This window comes from Planctomicrobium mucosum, assembly GCF_051466335.1.
Taxonomy (GTDB): domain Bacteria; phylum Planctomycetota; class Planctomycetia; order Planctomycetales; family Planctomycetaceae; genus Planctomicrobium.
The window spans coordinates 3,698,316-3,716,051 of the sequence record NZ_CP195793.1 but is presented as its reverse complement, the minus strand read 5'-3'; the positions used below and the strand labels follow the sequence as shown (position 1 = coordinate 3,716,051).

The 17,736-nt window shown below is 52.1% G+C and carries 15 protein-coding genes; 11 read left to right on the top strand and 4 right to left on the bottom strand.

All coding sequences use genetic code 11. The features are described from left to right. Positions 1-12: 12 nt before the first annotated feature. From SH668x_RS14765 to SH668x_RS14715, 11 genes are all read left to right on the top strand, one after another. A complete protein-coding gene (locus SH668x_RS14765) occupies positions 13-933 on the top strand; it encodes a glycosyltransferase family 2 protein (protein ID WP_437185834.1) in 921 nt (306 codons plus the stop codon). Further along, positions 930-2,438 (top strand): oligosaccharide flippase family protein, encoded by a 1,509-nt coding sequence (locus SH668x_RS14760; RefSeq protein ID WP_437185833.1) that lies wholly within the window; start codon positions 930-932, stop codon positions 2,436-2,438. Before SH668x_RS14765 ends, SH668x_RS14760 begins: the two co-directional genes overlap by 4 nt. A 44-nt stretch (positions 2,439-2,482) precedes the next feature. After that, entirely contained in the window at positions 2,483-3,658 is a 1,176-nt protein-coding gene (locus SH668x_RS14755) for a GNAT family N-acetyltransferase (RefSeq protein ID WP_437185832.1), read from the top strand. Next, positions 3,659-4,816, top strand: a complete 1,158-nt coding sequence (locus tag SH668x_RS14750; protein ID WP_437185831.1) for a glycosyltransferase — start codon at positions 3,659-3,661, stop codon at positions 4,814-4,816. Positions 4,817-4,884: 68 nt separating this feature from the next. After that, positions 4,885-6,030, top strand: a complete 1,146-nt coding sequence (locus SH668x_RS14745) for a Gfo/Idh/MocA family protein (protein WP_437185830.1) — start codon at positions 4,885-4,887, stop codon at positions 6,028-6,030. Next, entirely contained in the window at positions 6,021-7,022 is a 1,002-nt protein-coding gene (locus SH668x_RS14740) for an NAD-dependent epimerase/dehydratase family protein (RefSeq protein ID WP_437185829.1), read from the top strand. Before SH668x_RS14745 ends, SH668x_RS14740 begins: the two co-directional genes overlap by 10 nt. A gap of 29 nt (positions 7,023-7,051) precedes the next feature. Then, a complete protein-coding gene (locus SH668x_RS14735; RefSeq protein WP_437185828.1) occupies positions 7,052-8,431 on the top strand; it encodes a glycosyltransferase in 1,380 nt (459 codons plus the stop codon). Then, complete coding sequence (locus SH668x_RS14730; protein WP_437185827.1) at positions 8,428-9,846, top strand: glycosyltransferase; 1,419 nt, start codon at positions 8,428-8,430, stop codon at positions 9,844-9,846. Before SH668x_RS14735 ends, SH668x_RS14730 begins: the two co-directional genes overlap by 4 nt. Continuing rightward, positions 9,840-11,054, top strand: a complete 1,215-nt coding sequence (locus SH668x_RS14725) for a hypothetical protein (protein WP_437185826.1) — start codon at positions 9,840-9,842, stop codon at positions 11,052-11,054. The genes SH668x_RS14730 and SH668x_RS14725 overlap by 7 nt, the downstream gene beginning before the upstream one ends. A 148-nt stretch (positions 11,055-11,202) precedes the next feature. Next, on the top strand, positions 11,203-11,640 hold the full coding sequence (locus tag SH668x_RS14720) for a DMT family transporter (protein WP_437185825.1): 438 nt from the start codon (positions 11,203-11,205) through the stop codon (positions 11,638-11,640). 239 nt (positions 11,641-11,879) lie between these two features. Next, positions 11,880-12,509 (top strand): alpha/beta family hydrolase, encoded by a 630-nt coding sequence (locus SH668x_RS14715; protein ID WP_437185824.1) that lies wholly within the window; start codon positions 11,880-11,882, stop codon positions 12,507-12,509. Between the two features lie 21 nt (positions 12,510-12,530). Here SH668x_RS14715 and SH668x_RS14710 read toward each other — a convergent pair whose 3' ends face one another. From SH668x_RS14710 to SH668x_RS14695, 4 genes are all read right to left on the bottom strand, one after another. Further along, entirely contained in the window at positions 12,531-15,245 is a 2,715-nt protein-coding gene (locus SH668x_RS14710; RefSeq protein WP_437185823.1) for an O-antigen ligase family protein, read from the bottom strand. 289 nt (positions 15,246-15,534) lie between these two features. After that, complete coding sequence (locus tag SH668x_RS14705) at positions 15,535-16,170, bottom strand: Maf family protein (RefSeq protein WP_437185822.1); 636 nt, start codon at positions 16,168-16,170, stop codon at positions 15,535-15,537. After that, positions 16,160-16,909, bottom strand: coding sequence for a PP2C family protein-serine/threonine phosphatase (locus SH668x_RS14700; protein ID WP_437185821.1), 750 nt, complete (start codon positions 16,907-16,909; stop codon positions 16,160-16,162). The genes SH668x_RS14705 and SH668x_RS14700 overlap by 11 nt, the downstream gene beginning before the upstream one ends. Positions 16,910-17,264: 355 nt before the next feature. Then, positions 17,265-17,618 carry a PilZ domain-containing protein gene (locus SH668x_RS14695; RefSeq protein ID WP_437185820.1) on the bottom strand — a complete coding sequence of 118 codons (354 nt, stop codon included), beginning with the start codon at positions 17,616-17,618 and terminating at the stop codon, positions 17,265-17,267. Between the last annotated feature and the right edge of the window lie 118 nt (positions 17,619-17,736).

Genomic DNA, 17,736 nt, shown 5'->3' with positions numbered 1-17,736 from the left:
AAAGTCAGCATCATGTCCAGTCAACAACGCGTGAGTGTCGTCATTCCTGCTTACAATGCAGAGAAGACGATACTGACCACAATCGAAAGCGTTCTGGCACAGACCGTGCCAGTGCACGAGATCATCGTCGTGGACGATGGTTCGAAAGATCAGACACTGGCTGTCATTCGGAATTCCATTCCCTCGGTTCGGTGTGTGCAGCAAGTGAACGCGGGGCCCGCTGCCGCCCGCAATCACGGAGTTCGATTGGCTTCCGGAGACTGGATTGCTTTCTTGGACGCTGACGACTCCTGGTTGCCAGAAAAGATCGAGCGACAACTTCGGTCCGTGGCTGACGAAGTCGGACTGATTCATACCCACACCGTTGGGGACGGGGGCAAGAATTCAAAAGATCTCGATTTTGATGAACTCTGGAAACACAACTACATCGGGACTTCAACAGTTCTGGTCAGGAAGTCTGTCTTCGATGCAGTTGGAGGCTTTCACGAAGATCGCAAATTGATTGGGGCAGAAGATTATCACCTGTGGCTAAGGATTGCGCGCACAGGTCAAAAGATTGTCACGGTGCGTGAGGAACTGACTCGGTACACGCCAGCAGAGGGGAATCTTTCCGGCCAGATTCAGCGAGTGATTCGCGGGGAACTGTTGAATCTGGAATTGCTTTCGAAATCGAGTGGCTTCGACCCAAAGCAGATTCAGGAGAAGCGAATTTCCATTCTCGAGGAGTATTCCAAAGCGTTGTTCTGGATGCGGGATCTGCCCGCTGCACGGACGACGTTTCGCGAGTTGCTGAGTTATCGATTTTCTCCGCGGGACTTTGCGTTTTATCTGGCCACATTCGTTCCGATCAAGCTTCTCGATTTGAAACGTCAGAGTGGACCGACGAAGAATGAACTTCTCGGCCGCGCTGCTGCGGGCGGAGTGAACCGATGAGCGTTCGGAAAAATATCATCGCCGGTTGGGGAGCACATCTCCTGACGATGCTCATCGGCTTTTTCATGATGCCGTATATTCTCGGCACCGTGGGAGAGGCGCAATACGGAGCCTGGGTATTTATTAATGCCATCGCCGGGTATTCGACAATGATCTACTCCGGTTTTGGAGCCACGATCTGTCGATATGTCGCCGATCTCTATGCGCGGGAAGACTGGAAAAAACTGAATATTGTTGTCAGCACAATCCAGACGATTTACGTTGGAACGGCAAGCCTTGTTTTTCTGTTCACAGCAGTCTGTGCGTGGTGGACTCCGTCGTTGCAAAACTGGGGAGAACTTCCTCTCTGGGAAATTCGAATTTCGATCCTGATTGTGGGATGCACGATCGGGCTAGGAATGGTCGCGAGTGTCTATGGAGGCGTTCTGGTTGGAACGCAACGTTTGGATATCAAACGCGGAATCGAAGTGACATTAGGGCTGGTACGGCTTGCGGTGACATGGCTTTGTCTCCATCAGCATTATGGCTTAATCACGTTGTCGTTGATCTTCCTGTTCGTCACGATCATTGAACATGGGCTCAGTGCATACTTTGCCTATCGTCAAGTTCCCACGTTAAGTGTCGGTCCGTGGAACACCCGTCGCGATGTGATGAAAGAGTGTTTCGGCTTCAGTGCATTCAATGCGGTTGCGCTGTTTGCTGAGTACCTGATTTACTTCACAGATACGGTGATCATCGGTCTGATTCTCGGTCCGTTAGCTGTCGTGCCGTATCAGATCGGTCTTCGAATCGCACAGATGATTCAGGTGCCGATTACACAGATCGCGGAAGCCGTTCTTCCGAAAGCAGGAGAACTTCACGCTCGTCAGCAACACAACCACCTTGGACAACTCGTCGCCAAAGGGATGGGACTCGCATGGATGTTGTCGGGAGGATTTCTTATCGGTTCGATCTATTTCAGCGAACTGCTCATCCAAACCTGGATCGGTAAAGTTTACGACCAGAGTAGCACCGTTTTGATTCTGCTGGTCGCTTCACAATTGGTTTCTTTGCCGATGATGGTGGCTCGAAAAGCTCTATTGGGAATTGGTCAGGTTCGAAAACAGGCGTTCATCGATTTGTTGGAAGCGTGTCTGAATCTGGTGTTGTCACTCATGCTGATTTACCAGTTTGGAATTGTTGGAGTGGCCTGGGGAACGTTGATTCCTTTGATTCTTGTGGAACTGTTCGTTCTGTTGCCCTATGCCATTCGTGAGCTTCATGTATCAAAACGTTCTTTGTGGCATGTCGTCGTTGCACCAGCCATCCCGGCGCATGTGGCACTCATTACCTTCTGTGAGTTCGTGAGCCCACATGTTGGCCGCAGCGGTTGGATCCCTCTGCTTTGCGTCACTCTTGGCGGAGGCGGAGTCTTGTTTGGGGTTCGTGGATTAATCCTCAAGTTGGAAAAGAGGTCCTCGGAGAGGGTCCCTTCGACCTCCTCCACGGCAAAAGTGGCTGTCTGATTTTACCAGTAGATCATGTCGTTTTCTCTGACGTTTCGGGCATTATGACTATCCAGTTGAAGACTCAGGTTCTCCAGAAATCGAACGCAATTTCCATCAAGAAATTGTCGTCCGCCAGTGTGCATTCCGCACTGACAGACTGGAGGCAACTCGATCGGTTGTTGCTGAACAACAGGGTTTCTTGCAGTGCTCCGTGGGTTGAAACGTGGATTGAATGTTATGGGGATCTCGTTCCCTACTATTTCCTCGTTGCTGAAGCGGATTCGGAAGTCTGTGGAATCTGTCTGATTACTCAGGGAACTGATCAGAAGGAGGGGCCGTTTGGAGTCAGGACCCGCCACATCGGGACAGCGGGTGAGCCGCAGATTGGAAGTGTCTGCGTCGAGTACAATGCGATCCTCGCTCGCGAGGAGATTCGTGATCAATTCATCCAAGCCATCGCGGAGTCGCTGCAGAAGGAATCGCTTTGGGATCAGATTCGCATTGATGGATTTTCAGAACGCGACCTCAGCACTTGGCAACATCAGTTTCCGCATTCAGAGATCCGATTCCGTGATAGCAAATACTTCGATTTGCATGCCGCTCGGCTCGCGAATCAGGCTGTTATCGATCGCCTTGGCAAGAGTACACGATCAAATTTACGACGGCGGATCAAGCAGTATGGTCAGTTAGACTGCGAGTGGGCTGCCGAACCAGATCAAGCGTTCGATATTCTGAATGAGTTGATGGCGCTGCATCAGGCTCGGTGGCAAGCTGTCGGGCAACCGGGGGCGTTTGCTAACGAACGATTCAAACAGTTTCAGACGAGTTCCGCGATGAAGCTGTTTCTGGAAGGGAAAGCTGTACTTTTCCGTGTGAAACACGAATCAGAAACCGTGGGATGCCTGTTGCTTTTGGTCGATGAGAACCGCCTGCTGGATTATCTCTCTGGGTTCGCTGACTTCGAAGTAAAGCCCAGCCCCGGGTTGATTTCGCACTATCTTTGCATGAACGAAGCGCTCAAGAGAGGTTTCGACGCCTACGATTTTCTCGTCGGTGACAAACGGCACAAAGACAATCTTTCCACAGATGTCAATCAGCTGTGCTGGCTGAAGGTAACTCGCAAATCACTCAAGATGCAATTCATTGAATTGCTGAAAAGTCTGAAGTCACGGTTCAAATCTGGCCAGAATCAAGTCTCGAATGGATCGGCAAGTGAAGCCGCGGAGCAGGATAAATAAATGGTTGCAACAACATTGAATACTGCTCAGTCAGTCCAGTCCGAGAGTGGAATGAACGCTACCCTTTCCGGGGTTCGTCAAAGGATCAAGGTCTGTCATCTCAGCATGACATTGAAGACTGGTGGTCTGGAGCGATTGCTGGTTGATTTTGCTAAGTTCCATGATTCATCGCAGTATGAACTCCATTTTGTTTCGCTGGCGGAGTTGGGACCACCTGCCGACGATCTGAAAGCCGCCGGGCACGATGTGCACACCATTGGACTTCCGCACGTCAGTAAAACAGCGGCGATCAAAGAACTGAAGAAATATTTTCAGACGAGCGGAATTCAGGTCCTGCATACGCACAATACCTATCCCCATTTCTATGGGGCATTGGCAGCCCGCCTGGCCGGTGTCCGAACTGTGATCAATACGCAGCATGGGCGCGGTTGCGGCCCAGGCTGGAAGTCCCTTTGGCAATTTCGAATCGCGAATCTGCTTTCATCGCGCATCGTAGGTGTGTCTGATGACGCAACACGATTGTGTCAGTCACAAGATCCAGCGAATCGAAAGCGGATTCAGTGTGTCTGGAACGGGATTGATCTGGAGCGATTCCGGTTCACTGGGCCCCAACTGAACCACACTGCGATTTCCGTCGCCCGCTTATCACCAGAGAAAGACTATTCCACGCTGTTTCGTGCAATCCCAAAGGTTCTCGAAGCGTATCCCGATTTCCGCTTGAAACTCGTAGGAAATGGTGCGGAGAGGGACCTGCTTGAAGCTCTCGCTCGCGAGCTTCACATTGAAAACAGCGTCGAGTTTCTTGGAGAACGCAAAGACATTCCAGATCTTCTGAGAACTGCCGGGTTCTATGTGTCTTCATCCAAGACTGAAGGAATTTCCCTGACACTTTTGGAAGCGATGGCGGTCGGACTGCCGATTGTCACAACCCGTGTCGGTGGGAATCCGGAGATCGTTGTCCCGGGTGTCACAGGAAAACTGGTCGACTCGCAGAATCCCGATCAACTGGCGAATGCGATGATTGAGATGTTGGATGAGCAACCACTCTGGCCGGCTATGGCAGATGCGGCTCGTGTTCGAGTGGCCGAGAATTTCAATATCCGCACCATGATTCGCAACTACGAAGCATTGTACTCAGAGTGTTTGGCTGCGAAATGAACTCGCAAGTGAGTCAACAGATTGGCTTAAAGCACGAGTTGATTGGTTCGCAGCTGAGGACAGGATAGATGAAGACACAAAAACGAAAAGTACGCGTTGCGCTGCTGGGATGCGGGCAGATCGCCGATGCGCATCTGTCGCAGTTACGACGCGTCAAGAACGCGGAAATCGTCGCTGTCTGTGATATGCACGAAGACCTCGCCTATCAAGCAGCAGCAAGGTTTCAGGTTCCTCAAACATTCATCAATATCGAACAGATGCTGGAGCAGGTTCATCCTGACGTGGTACACATTACCACTCCCGCACACACGCACGCCCGGCTTTCGAAACAGTTGTTGGAAGCAGGGTGCCATATTTATGTTGAAAAACCATTCACGCTCGACACTCCTGATGCCCGGGATGTGCTGGCAACTGCCGAGAGATGTGGGAAGTCTGTTTGCGTTGGTCATGATCAATTGTTCGATCCAGCATGGCTGAAGTGCCGGGAGTGGATTCAAAAGGGAGTCATCGGCGACGTTGCCCACATTGAGTCGATTCTCGGTTACCCGATCGATGGGAAGTTTGGTTCACTCGTGGCAGCCAGTCCGAATCACTGGGTGCGAAAGCTCCCGGGCGGCTTGTTTCAAAATACGATTTCTCACCCGCTTTACCGGATTCTGGATTTGATGGAGGACGATCAGCCAGCGATTCTTGGTGGAGCGTGGACCCGGCCCGAATACGATTTCCCGACAGAATTGAGTGTCTCTTTTCAGGGGAACAAGCAAAGTGGCAGTTTGACATTTTCAACCTTTTTGCCGCCCCAACGCATCACGCGAATTTACGGTAAAAAAGGAACGATTCAGATTGATTTCGATGCTCAGACGTTACAGCTGAACCGACTGATGAAACTCCCCGGTGCGTTCGCCAAACTCGAAGCACCGATTCAGCAGTTTCGGAATAGCTGCTGGAATCTCACACGTAACTTCTGGAATTTTGCGAAGTCCGAGATCCACTATTTTGCGGGGATGAAGAATCTCTTCGAAGCGTTTTACGCTTCGATTCTGAATGGAACTCCGGCCCCGATCAGTCCACACGAAGTCGAACGAGTGACCTTGATGATGGACAGGATTTTTGATCTGTCCAGGAATCATTCATCTGAGAACGGTCATTCCTCAGCGGAAGTTTCAGCTCCCCAGTCACCTGTCGAAGAATCAAAGGCACACGCATGTCCGTAACTGCATTGGTGACCGGCGGGACAGGGTTCCTCGGCCGGCGGTTGATCAAGTTACTTGTTGATCGGGATGTCAATGTCCGTTGTCTCGTGCGTGAGTCCAGCGACCTGAGCGCCGTGACTTCCGGATTGACTCAGTCCCAGTTGGAGCGAATTCGCTTTGTGACCGGAGACCTCGAAAATCGCAGTTCAATTGAACCTGCGTTAGAGAATGTCGATGTGGTTTACCATCTCGCAGCAGCGCTCAACGGCAGTTGCTCAACGATGTTTCTCAACACGGTGATTCCCACGCGTGGACTGATGGAGGCAGCGGCGGATGCGCAGGTCGGGCGATTCGTGCTTGTCAGCTCAATGGGGGTCTACGGAACCGCAACAGTGAAACGCTGGCAGACACTGGACGAGTCGACCCCAGTCGATCCGAGTCCTGAAGAACGCGACGCTTATTCGTTCAGTAAGGTTCGTCAGGAGCAAATTGCCTGGCAGATTCGGGAGAAGCGAGGACTCCCACTCGTGGTCGTCCGGCCGGGGGTGATCTACGGCCCGGGGCGTTCACTTCTGACCAGCCGGGTTGGATTGTCTCTGGGACCGTTCTTCATTCGGATGGGAGGGGGACAACTTCTCCCGTATACCCATGTCGAAAATTGTGCTTCAGCCATCATGGAAGCCGGGCTGACTCCCGGAATTGAGGGTGAAGTATTCAATGTCGTTGATGATGATCTCCCCACTGGAAAGCGGATTCTCCGATTGCTCCGAAAAAACGGGAAGCATGTGCGTTCCTTTTGGATTCCTCGGAGGGCGATCACTCCGTTGGCGTCAATTTACGCTGCCTATTCAAAATGGTCGGAAGGTCAACTCCCCGCAGTACTTTCGTGGCACAAAAGTGAGGCAATCTGGAAACCACTTCGTTATTCCAACGAAAAGGCCAAAACTTATCTGAACTGGATGCCAAATATTTCCACGGAAGCAGGGCTTCAACAGGCAATTGATCAGCAATAGATCATTTTTTGACGTAAGAATTGATTGGGATGTCGCGCGCAGGTGCGAACATGATCGCGCCAGGAGATCGTCCTGCACCGGCGAAGACAATTGAGCCAGCCTCCAACATCTCGACATTAAACCCTTGGCGACGCGATATGCGGATCCTGTTCTTCAGCACGACATTCTCTGATTCCTCCGCTCCGACGAGAGGGACATACAATACCGCGCTGTCGCTTGCGTTGCAGAGGAAGCACCAGGTTCGAGTCATTTCTCCCCGGGTCTTCTCTGAAGCATATCGTGGGTTGAGAAAGAGGAAATTTGCCCCGACGCTGGAAGTTCAGCAGGCTGGCATCAGTGTGGAGTATCCAACCTACTGGTACACGCCCGGAACTTTGCAGCATTACTACGGCGAACAAATGTGGTGGTCTGTACGACGCACCCTCGAACGCGCTGTGAGAACGTTTCGGCCAGACGCCATTCTGAGCTATTGGGCTCATCCAGATGGAGCAGTCGGTTACCGCGCAGGAGTACTCGCGGGGGTTCCCTCCGCGGTTATCGTAGGCGGAACTGACGTTCTGATACTCCCAAAAACACCTCGTCGCGGAGACCGAGTTCGGGAAGTTCTGGCGAATTCGGATGCAGTGATTTCTGTGAGCGAGGGGCTACGATCAGCGTGTCGGGAACTGGGGATTGACGAGACTCGCGTTCACACGATTTATCAGGGAATTGATCCTCGTTACTTCAACACCAGCGTCTCTCGTGAAGATTCCAGGAAGCGACTGCGACTTGCAGACGATGGGACAGCACATCTCGTCTGGGTGGGGCGGCTTGCACCTGTGAAATCAGTCCCCACGTTGCTAGAGGCGGGCGCCCATCTCCGCGATCGTGGAATCCGATTTCAGTTGCACCTGCTCGGAGATGGTCCGCTGAGAAGTGAACTGGAAACGCAGGTACAGAAACTGGGCCTGACCGACGCTGTTCGTTTTCATGGAGCACTGAAGCAGGATGTCATCCCTGATTGGTATCGAGCAGCCGATCTCAGCGTACTGTCGAGTGATTCGGAAGGATTACCGAATGTCTTGAGGGAGTCGCTGGCTTGCGGAACTCCGTTTGTTTCGACAGATGTCGGGAGTATACGCGAAATTGCTCGCCCGGATTACTCAATGCTGGTTCCTCCAAGAGATTCGCTCGCTTTCGCAGATGCTGTCGAATCACTCCTGAATATTGAAGCGAAGGAAGCAGCAGCGAGCTATGTTCCAAGGATATGGAGCCATTGTGCAAACGAAACGGTGCAGTTGTTCGAGCATCTGATCGAATCCCGAATTGATCAGGGACGATCTCTGGTCGCTCCGCGACGGCCCGTTGGGGCGCTGAGCTCAATCGATATTCCTAACGTCGTCTCGACCAGATCCTCGCTGAAACCATGACTTCGAATCGTCTGAAACGCGTCCTTTTTGTTTCGTACCTGTTTCCACCGACAGGTGGGGTCGGGGTGCATCGTGTGACGAAGTTCGTGAAGTTTCTTCCCGCATGGGATTGGGCATCGTCAGTTCTGACTGTTTCGAATCCATCTGTGCCACTCAAGGACGATAGCCTCCTCAACGACATCCCCGATGGCACAATCATTCGACGGGCCAAAACGTTCGAACCCGATTACTCAGTGAAGAATTCCGTTTCTGGCGGCGGTTCATCAACCGGCAAATCGAACACTCTCGTGCGGGCTGCGAAATCCTGCATTCGAAGAGTCGCGAATACTGCGTTACAACCGGATCCTCAGATACTTTGGCGCCCGCAAGCTCTCAAAGCTGGACTCAAACTTCTGAAAGAAGTTCCGCATGACGTGATCGTGGCGACTGGACCTCCATTTTCTTCGCTCGTGCTCGGCGCGACCTTGAGCAAGAAAACCGGAATCCCGTTGATTCTCGATTACCGGGACGAGTGGGATATCAGCAATGAGTACTGGGAGAACAAAGGGCAGGGAAGACTGGCGAACTGGATTCAGAATCGTCAGCAACGTTTTGCGCTGAAGCATGCGAAACTCGTCCTCGCGACCACTCCATCAAGTGCTGCTGCCATTCTGAACTTCAGTCTCTCCGTCGGTGGAACCGACAATGCTGCCTGTATCTATAATGGTTTCGATCCCGATGACTATTCCGGGAAAGGAGATGCTGAGTCCGTTGCGAAGCTTGCGCCCATCGTTCGCCCGTTTCGATTGGCGTTCATCGGCACACTGTGGAATCTGAATTCTGTGCAGCCAGTCGTTGATGCACTTCGCAAGCTCTCAATCGAAAATCCCCATCTCGCTGAAGAAATGGAATTTCTGCTGGCAGGACGAAGGATGCCGGATCAGGAAGCAATTCTCGATCAGCTGAACGACACGCCAATCAAAGTGACACGCTTACCGTTTATCTCGCATCCGCAGGCCATCAGCCTGATGCAGACGGCTCAGGCCCTGCTGATGATCAACAGCGATCTTCCCAAAACCCAGCGGATCATTAATGCCAAGACATTCGAATATATGGCAGCCAAACGCCCGATGTTCGTTGTGGCACCGAAAGGGGATGTCTGGGATATCGTTCAAGACTTACCGGGTGCCATGCTGTGCACCCCTTCCGACGTCGATGGAATTGCGTTGAAATTGTCGCTGGCGATGGAACGGAATCGATGCGGATTCCATGACAATGATGCGATCTGGCCGATTCAGCACTTCGAGCGAAAACATCTAGCGGGGCAACTGGCATCGTTAATGAATGAACTTGTCCCCGATTCAAACGATATTGAACGCAGTTTGTGCTCTCCATCGAACGGTGATCATTCGGAAAGGTCCAATCCCGAATGGTAGTCTACCTGGATTACTTGATCGCTTCCGTGGCAGTGATGAGTGTGATTGTCACCGTTGCAGTCGTCGGCATCTATCTCTGTATGCGTGCCCGCAACATGCAGTACTGGGCAGGAAGCTACGCTTTTCCGTCAGAGCCTCGTCCGAAGTGGAACCATGAGGATCCGATCGATGTCTTCATCGCGATCTGCGATCACTGGGAACCTCGTTGTTACGGGGCCTCAGATACTCTCGCGATCGAACGTGTGAATCGATGGCGGGAGGAGTATCCACGTGCGTTTGAACGATTCGAAGATTCAAGCGGACGACCGCCGCAGCATACGTTTTTCTTTCCGGAAGACGAATACCGTCCCGAATACATGGATCTGCTTCGACCGCTGATCGATGATGGGTTCGGCGATGTCGATGTCCATCTGCATCATCACGACGATACTGCAGAGACGCTCCGTGAGAAGTTGGAGAAGTTCCGAGAGACCTTGTACCACCGACATGGTTTGCTGCGACAGGATCCGCGGACAGGCGAGATTGTTTACGGTTTCATTCACGGGAACTGGGCATTGTGTAATTCCCGTCCCGATGGAAAACTGTGCGGCGTTGATGCGGAATTAACGGTGTTGATGCAGACGGGGTGCTACGCGGATTTCACGCTTCCGTCCGCACCAAGCAAGACTCAGACGAGCACGATCAATTCGATCTACTACGCTCAGGATTTCCCCGGGAAACGAAAATCGCATGATTGGGGAGTCCGGGCGAAAGTCGGTTTACAGGCTCCGGCTGATCAGCTGTTGATGATTCAGGGGCCTCTCCTCCCAGACTGGAGCAATCGTCGTTTCGGGGTGATCCCTCGGATTGAGAATGGAGATCTTCACGGAGGACGCCCCGGTTCGATGAGACGAATGAATCTCTGGATGAACGCCGGTGTCCACGTCGCAGGGCGTCCGGAGTGGCGCTTTGTCAAACTGCATACCCATGGCTGCAAGAATGAAAACATCGACACCATGCTGGGTGAACCGATGCAGCGGTTTCATCAGGAACTCCGCGACTATGCAACAGTCAATCCGCAGTTTCGTTATCATTATGTAACTGCTTGGGAGATGGCCCAGCTTGTGCATCAGGCGGAAGCAGGTTATCAGACTCCCGACTTTCAGTCGCTACGTGCTTCCGTCTGTCGACTTCCCATGACGTCGGCATTCAGTTCACCGCAGCGGTAACGCGCAGAGACAGCCGTTTGATGAAATTCCAGTTTTGGAAGTCTCATCTCGAAATTCGATTCTCCATGCGATAAAAACGGTGGACTTCGGCTGACTCTCGCGATCGGATGAACGAGAGGCGACCGTCATCCGGGCTTGGATCATCGATATGGCAAATTGGATTTTCATCATTCTCGCGGGTTCGCTGCTCCCTATTCAGGCAGTCATCAACGGACGACTCGGGACTGCATTAAAGAATCCGCTCCTCGCTGCCTTAGTCTCGTTTATCATGGGAACGATCGCTCTGGTGCTCGCGGTGGGAATTCAGTCTCGCGGTTTCCCTAAACTCGCCACTGAGGGACGAGTCCCGCTGATATTTCTGACGGGTGGATTGATCGGAGCAGTTTTCGTCACTCTCGTTCTGCAGGCTGTTCCTCGCATGGGAGCTGCCAATGTGTTGAACGCGGTGATTGTCGGCCAGCTTCTCATGGGGGTGATGATGGATCACTTTGGGATCCTCGGTCTGCCCCTCCATCCAATTTCTGCATTAAGGGTCTGCGGAGTCGGCCTCATGGTGATCGCAGCCTGGATGATTCAGCATGGCTGATTTCGGTTGACTGAGTGTCATCATATCAACCGGAGTTGTTGCCTGGTGGTTCTGAATTTTCCGGAGAGTCGTGGCCGAAATGGGGACGCATAAAGTTTTGGCGATTTGAAACCGGTGCTCACGTCGCATTTGAGCCGTGCGTTCAATAAGTGCTTTTTGTAATGCGGCGGCGTTTACGATTTCATTTGCGATGTTCCATCTGCTTGTGGGCGGAATCTGTTCTTTGCTAAAACTCTCGCATGCCTCCGCACAATCTCAAATTTGATGGTCCGAAGAGAGCGAAAACCTGCGTCGTGCTCACGCATGGAGCGGGTGAAAGCTCGGATTCCACCTTCCTGACGTACTTCGCAGAAAATCTGGCAGCGAAGGGGCATCGAGTTGTTCGATTTGACTTCCCGTTTATGGTGGCGCGCTCCACAGAAGGTCGAAAGCGTCCAACAGATAAAGAGGACGTTCTGAAGGCGACTTGGAAGAGTGTCGTCGAAGGACTTTCTCACGATCGACTTGTGATCGGTGGAAAAGCACTCGGCGGCCGCATCGCATCAATGGTCGCTGACGAAATCGGTGTCGCTGGGGTACTTTGCCTTGGATTTCCGTTTCACGCCAGCGGACGGCCGGATCAGCACCGGATTGAGCCTCTCGACACAATCACGACGCCGACGCTAATCGTGCAAGGGGAGATCGATCAATTTGGTGACCGCGAAGAGGTGCAGGAATACGTGCTCTCTCCGAATGTGCAGATTCACTGGGTCCCGGAAGGGGATCACGGCTACAACGTGAAGCGAGGAGCGGTTCGCGATCACGATCAGAACCTGAAGAACGCGACGTACGCCATCGATAAGTTTCTTTTCGAAGTCTTCTCCGCCTGAACGCAGTTGATTGACCACAGCTCAGCGAATGAGCGTTTCTGGGGGTTCGACGGCAATCTGCACTTCAGGGTTGGACTGAGATTTTTGCTGTGCCTCGCGAACCATCGAACTGATCCACTTCTCGTTGGGACGTCGTTTCTCGCACCACGAGAGATGCTCGATCGAGTCGGGATAGTACCCGTTCTTATAGAGCCAGACGCCAAAAGTCTGACGGGCGTGGGGCGATTGCGGACGCATCCGAACCGCTTCCTGACCGCAGCGATAGGCGTTTTTGTTGTCTTTCAAACTGGCGAAGCATTCATGTGCGAGTAACCATTCCGATTCCGCAGCTTCCCCGGACAGAGAGCCCGCGCGCTGAATCGATGATTTTCCGAGTGTTTCCAGCACGAGTTGATATCCAGAATGATCTTCTGAGTTCTCGTAAGCAGATTTCATTTGCTTCAGTGTTTCATGGTCTGGATCAAAGTAATCCAGGAAGAAACGGGCGGGAACGTACGCTGCCATTGAGTGAATCAAATGCCCACGGTAGCCAATATCCTGCCGGAATGCATATTGCCAGTGCTCCGCTGCCTCGTTGTGTTCACCGTTCAGCCAAAGAATACGTCCGAGGGCAAAATGTGCCCGCGCGTCTCTCGGACGCGCAATGACCGATTGTTTGACGAGGTCCAGTTCCGCTTGTGGCCGGGCCCCTTCGAGCCAGACAAGTTCTGCCAGTTCCAGATAAGGACGTGGCTGTAATGGGCATGCTGCCAATGATGCCCGGAAGTGCTTGATCGCTTCTTCCAGCAATCGACGCTCTTCGCCGAGCACACCAGGGCGATTTAACCACTGATCCATTTCGTCTGGTGACGTGAACAATGAGCGGGCAGCATCGCGAATTTGCGAGAGCGGCATGTGTCGTTGCTGCCGTTGCTGATTAATTGCGAATTGATTCAGACACGCCAGACCCGCGTGTAGTTGTAATTTCTGTGAATGAGGATTGGCTTCAGCGGCTGCGATTGCGAGTTCAATTCGCTGCTTTTGTTGTTCCACAGGGGCTAACGTGAGTGGAGCTTGTGCGACCTCACCCGGATGATTGAGTGTGATATGCAAGTACTCATCCCAGATGCGCTCAGCAGCGACTTCCGGCAACTTTTCTCGCACCATCCATCCGCCGGTCAAAGCGATCAGTGGAATGGCACAAATCCATGTCATACGAGAAAGCGTGCGATTTTGATTGCGGACTTTGATCGACTGAATGGTCGTCTCAAAAAATCGCATCAAACTCATTCGCCAGGCACAGACTGCGTAGAGCAAGACAACGTTGATATACGCCGGAACGTACCAGACGAAGTCAGTGATTGATTGAATCAGGCTGAGGAAAAGTCCTGTCGCTGCCGTCGCGATAATTCCTTTGGTTCGAAACGTACTCGCGTTCCACAGTCCCTGTGCGCACCAGAGAATTGATGTGAGCCATAACAGAATGACGAGTCCTAACCCCGTCAGCCCGGTCTCCATGGCGATTTGCAGATAACCGTTCTCGGCGTGGCTGTATTCGACCCCTTCCAGAGGAGCTTGAAACCACAGCCAATAGACTTCGTGGTGACTTCCCAAACCGGTTCCTGCCAGCGGGAAGTGGCGAATTCCCTGAATGTTGGCGTCCCAGATTTGTTGTCGCCCAATGGCGTGCACAGAGGAGTTTTGTGATAGGCGTGTCTGTGAAAAGGTATTCTCATTGGTCGACAGCCAGGGAATTGTCAGCATCCAGAGGATTGCCAGAACTCCACCAATCAGTACCGCTCGACCATTCACTAGGGAGGTCTGCCAGCTAATCGCAAGCATCACCACGACCGCGATAAACGCAGCGAACATTCCAGGTTTTGAACCTGAGCAAAGGATTGCGATCAAAGTCACTCCGAAGAGCGAGGAAAGCGCAATTAACTTAATATCCAGATTTCGGATACGGTTAAGAAATCTGTTGCCCGAGGAATTCGAGACGACATGATTCGAACTGTGAAGCTGAAGCAGAATGAAATAGATCTGAGCGGGAACCGCAATCGCCAGATAGTTGGCAAAGTGGTTCGCGTTGGTGAATGCGCCTTTGGCAGATGCACTCGTATCAGTCATCGGATGCTCGTAAACCCAGAAGAATTTACCGTTTCCAAAGAGGAACTGGGCCAAACCAAACAGTGCCATCAATGACGCACCAATGGCGAGAATCATCAGATACCAATTCAAACTTTCAACCGTCTGCAATCTTTGTGAGAGCACGAAGAAGAACAGAATGCAGGCAACGATGACAACCAGATTGCTCCACGTATCGGATGGTGTAAAGCTGATTAATTTCCACTCGCTCTGCAGCAGCAGGTGTGTTTCATTCCAGGCCGGAAGCAGATTTTGACTTTCCGGAGAGATAGCGTGGATGAAACTGGGGGAAAGTTGGCAGCACTGAAGTGCAATCAATCCCAGTCCAAGCAACATGATCGGTTCGATTCCAGTGAACCGCCAACGTCCATCACCTCGATGAGCTTGATGGAGCGACCAGAGGATCGCTGTGAGTGCGGAAGTGAAGCAAAGGACAAGTTGCCCCATTGCCTGTCGGCCACCCATTAAAAATGGGGCCAGAATCAGAATCGAAATGAGCCCCAGATCAACCAGTTTTAACAGGAATGGCTGTTCCCACCAGAGTTTCCATCCGCTTCGCAGACGCAATGAAGCTGTCTCAAGCTGTCCTTGCGGGACAACCGGTGCCAGCATCGAATTGATGCGGACTTCGGAAATGGGAAACTCCTTGAACCGTGACGCTCCGTCGACGAAAAGTCTTCTGCCGACGGAACCAATGAATTTGATAGACGTGATCCACCGTCTCAAAGTCTCTGGCAAGAGGTTTTGAGTTGTCAGTCTGAGGCGATGTGGGGGCGAATAGATACCTCTTTCTAGGCACTGTGGAAAGAGGAATTTCTGAGGAGACGTTTTGCTAAATTGCCCAGAATTCCGCTCTTGCTGCTTCAGCAAGCAACTGGGCAATTGCCGGAACCTCGCGATTTCATTCGAGCTCGGCTTGATCGAGTAAGAGTTTTGTCTCAGCGAGGGGAAGGCCGATGACATTACTCAGGCTCCCCTCGATCGCTTTGACGAAGATCCCGGCCGCGCCTTGAATGCCGTACCCGCCCGCCTTCCCCAGCGGTTCTTCAGTTTTCAGGTACCAATCGATCTGAGCATTGGTTACGGGGAGAAAAGAGACTTTCGTGCAGACCTGCGTTTGTAGGATCTCCCCATTGCGACAACGAAGACAGACTCCGGTCGCCACGAAATGTGAACGATCGCTGTAGTAGTCTCGAAACCATCCCGCAGCGACCTCTTTCCAATTCGCGCCATCAGGTTTCCCCACGACAGTGAAACGACCTGAATCCAAAGGGACGATCACCGTCGTGTCCGCAGTCAGAATGAGCGGCAGAGCTTGCAGAGAAAGCTGTGTTGCCACAGCGTCATTCTTTGTTCGAGCGATCTGCTGCAAACGGAGAAGAATCTCGTTGAGTGACGTGAGTCCCTCGAACCCCGCTTCACGCTCATCTTCAGGAACGACCACCTGAATCTGCTTTGGAGGAATGAGATACGAGAGCAGTTCAATTCGACGTGGAGACCGCGAACCGAGGATGATCTGTTGGTCTTCAGTCAACATACAAGCACACACACGTGATGTTGTCTTTGGATCCACCTGCCTCTGCAGCGGCGATCAGTTTACGCGCTGCCGTGGCGGGATCTTGTTCTTGTTCTAAAATCACTTGGATTTGCGAATTGATCGTTCCGTCTGTAATCCCATCTGAGCAGAGCATGAAGCGATCGCCCGGTTCCGGTGAGACGACGAACGGATGTGTGCCGCTGCCACCATCCCTCGTTCCGAGATATCGATACAATACGTTTTTGTATCGATGAGTTTTGGCTTCTTCCTCGGTGATGGTTTTCGCTTTGAGAAGTGCCTGAGTCAGCGAATGGTCTTCAGTCAGCTGTTTCAGCTCTCCATTCCTCAGGTGATAGACACGACTGTCGCCCACTCCTCCGATGTAGAATTTGGAATTCACATTCACGAGGAACGCAATCGTCGTTCCCATGTTCTTACAGCTAGGTTCGATCTCTCCAAGAACCATGATCTCGGAATTGGCATGAGCGACAGCCTGATCAATCGCGAAAATGATTGAGGCAGCACTCGCTTGAGGGGAGCTGGGAAGGGACTTTAATCGGGCAGCTACGAGATCGATGGCAAGTTCGCTGGCACGCTCGCCGGCACTTTGCCCCCCCATCCCGTCTGCGACAAGAAAGAAGCGACCGTCTGGATCGATGTAGAACTTGTCCTCGTTGTTTGCGCGAAAATTCCCTGTGGTTGTACTCCCACCCCAGCGGTACTCGCCCTGGCTCCTCATGATATTGCAGTCCAATTTATTTTGGAGAATCTCTGTTCCAGTGATCAATCAGCAGTCAGTCAAGCAAGTCGAGTCTGACGGGTTCTGAATCTCATCGGGGTGAATCCAGGGAATGGAGTTGCCGCAGGAATACCTTCTCTCAATTCCGCACACTCTGACTATCATTGCGTAGTTGGTTTTTGAAGGCAATTGACGACGTATTTCCAGCGGCGTTTAGCAATGAGCTATTGGGCTGGGCAAGTCTCAAGTCGATGCGACTTCCATTCGCTGTTGGGGCCAAAAGAAACAGATCGCTGCACGGAGGTCTCCGCAATGCGATCTGTAGTGGCATCGAGTAATGAGAATTGACGCCGAATTAGATCGAAGATGATTTCTGGGTGGTAAAGCGACCACCACTGATGAACATGCCGTTGTCGCACGGCGTGCACCACTCGATTCGTACCTGATATTCGAAGTCCCGCGTGTCACTCGCCATCCGAACGATTACTTCTTCCGGAGTGATATAGCCCTTGTGCAGAAGGCCGATCCCGAATCGACTGATTTCTCTGGTCACCGCAGAAATCGTGTTTCCCCGACTCGTCACGATCTCAGCTGGAACAGTTAACTCCAGCCGTTCAGCGCTCCGGTTGTGATTGATCTCGGATTTTCCAATCCTATCCAAGACGATGCGTAAATCATTGGTTGTCGGACGACTCCATGGATCTGCCATTGGAACCCTCGGTATATTAGAAACGGGTCAACTCCTGTTTCCAACGTTAGTTCACACTTTCAGCCGTGCTGCAGGTAAGTGGTTGAGTGGGCAGAATTGCTTCATTTTAACGCGTTAC

What these genes read in the sequence shown, in the direction of transcription:
- SH668x_RS14740 (WP_437185829.1), top strand. Translation starts at nt 6,021, where the DNA reads ATGTCCGTAACTGCATTGGTGACCGGCGGGACAGGGTTCCTCGGCCGG.
- SH668x_RS14745 (WP_437185830.1), top strand. Translation starts at nt 4,885, where the DNA reads ATGAAGACACAAAAACGAAAAGTACGCGTTGCGCTGCTGGGATGCGGG.
- SH668x_RS14765 (WP_437185834.1), top strand. Translation starts at nt 13, where the DNA reads ATGTCCAGTCAACAACGCGTGAGTGTCGTCATTCCTGCTTACAATGCA.
- SH668x_RS14730 (WP_437185827.1), top strand. Translation starts at nt 8,428, where the DNA reads ATGACTTCGAATCGTCTGAAACGCGTCCTTTTTGTTTCGTACCTGTTT.
- SH668x_RS14720 (WP_437185825.1), top strand. Translation starts at nt 11,203, where the DNA reads ATGGCAAATTGGATTTTCATCATTCTCGCGGGTTCGCTGCTCCCTATT.
- SH668x_RS14760 (WP_437185833.1), top strand. Translation starts at nt 930, where the DNA reads ATGAGCGTTCGGAAAAATATCATCGCCGGTTGGGGAGCACATCTCCTG.
- SH668x_RS14705 (WP_437185822.1), bottom strand. Translation starts at nt 16,170, where the DNA reads ATGTTGACTGAAGACCAACAGATCATCCTCGGTTCGCGGTCTCCACGT.
- SH668x_RS14725 (WP_437185826.1), top strand. Translation starts at nt 9,840, where the DNA reads ATGGTAGTCTACCTGGATTACTTGATCGCTTCCGTGGCAGTGATGAGT.
- SH668x_RS14715 (WP_437185824.1), top strand. Translation starts at nt 11,880, where the DNA reads ATGCCTCCGCACAATCTCAAATTTGATGGTCCGAAGAGAGCGAAAACC.
- SH668x_RS14710 (WP_437185823.1), bottom strand. Translation starts at nt 15,245, where the DNA reads ATGCTGGCACCGGTTGTCCCGCAAGGACAGCTTGAGACAGCTTCATTG.
- SH668x_RS14735 (WP_437185828.1), top strand. Translation starts at nt 7,052, where the DNA reads ATGTCGCGCGCAGGTGCGAACATGATCGCGCCAGGAGATCGTCCTGCA.
- SH668x_RS14695 (WP_437185820.1), bottom strand. Translation starts at nt 17,618, where the DNA reads ATGGCAGATCCATGGAGTCGTCCGACAACCAATGATTTACGCATCGTC.
- SH668x_RS14755 (WP_437185832.1), top strand. Translation starts at nt 2,483, where the DNA reads ATGACTATCCAGTTGAAGACTCAGGTTCTCCAGAAATCGAACGCAATT.
- SH668x_RS14700 (WP_437185821.1), bottom strand. Translation starts at nt 16,909, where the DNA reads ATGAGGAGCCAGGGCGAGTACCGCTGGGGTGGGAGTACAACCACAGGG.
- SH668x_RS14750 (WP_437185831.1), top strand. Translation starts at nt 3,659, where the DNA reads ATGGTTGCAACAACATTGAATACTGCTCAGTCAGTCCAGTCCGAGAGT.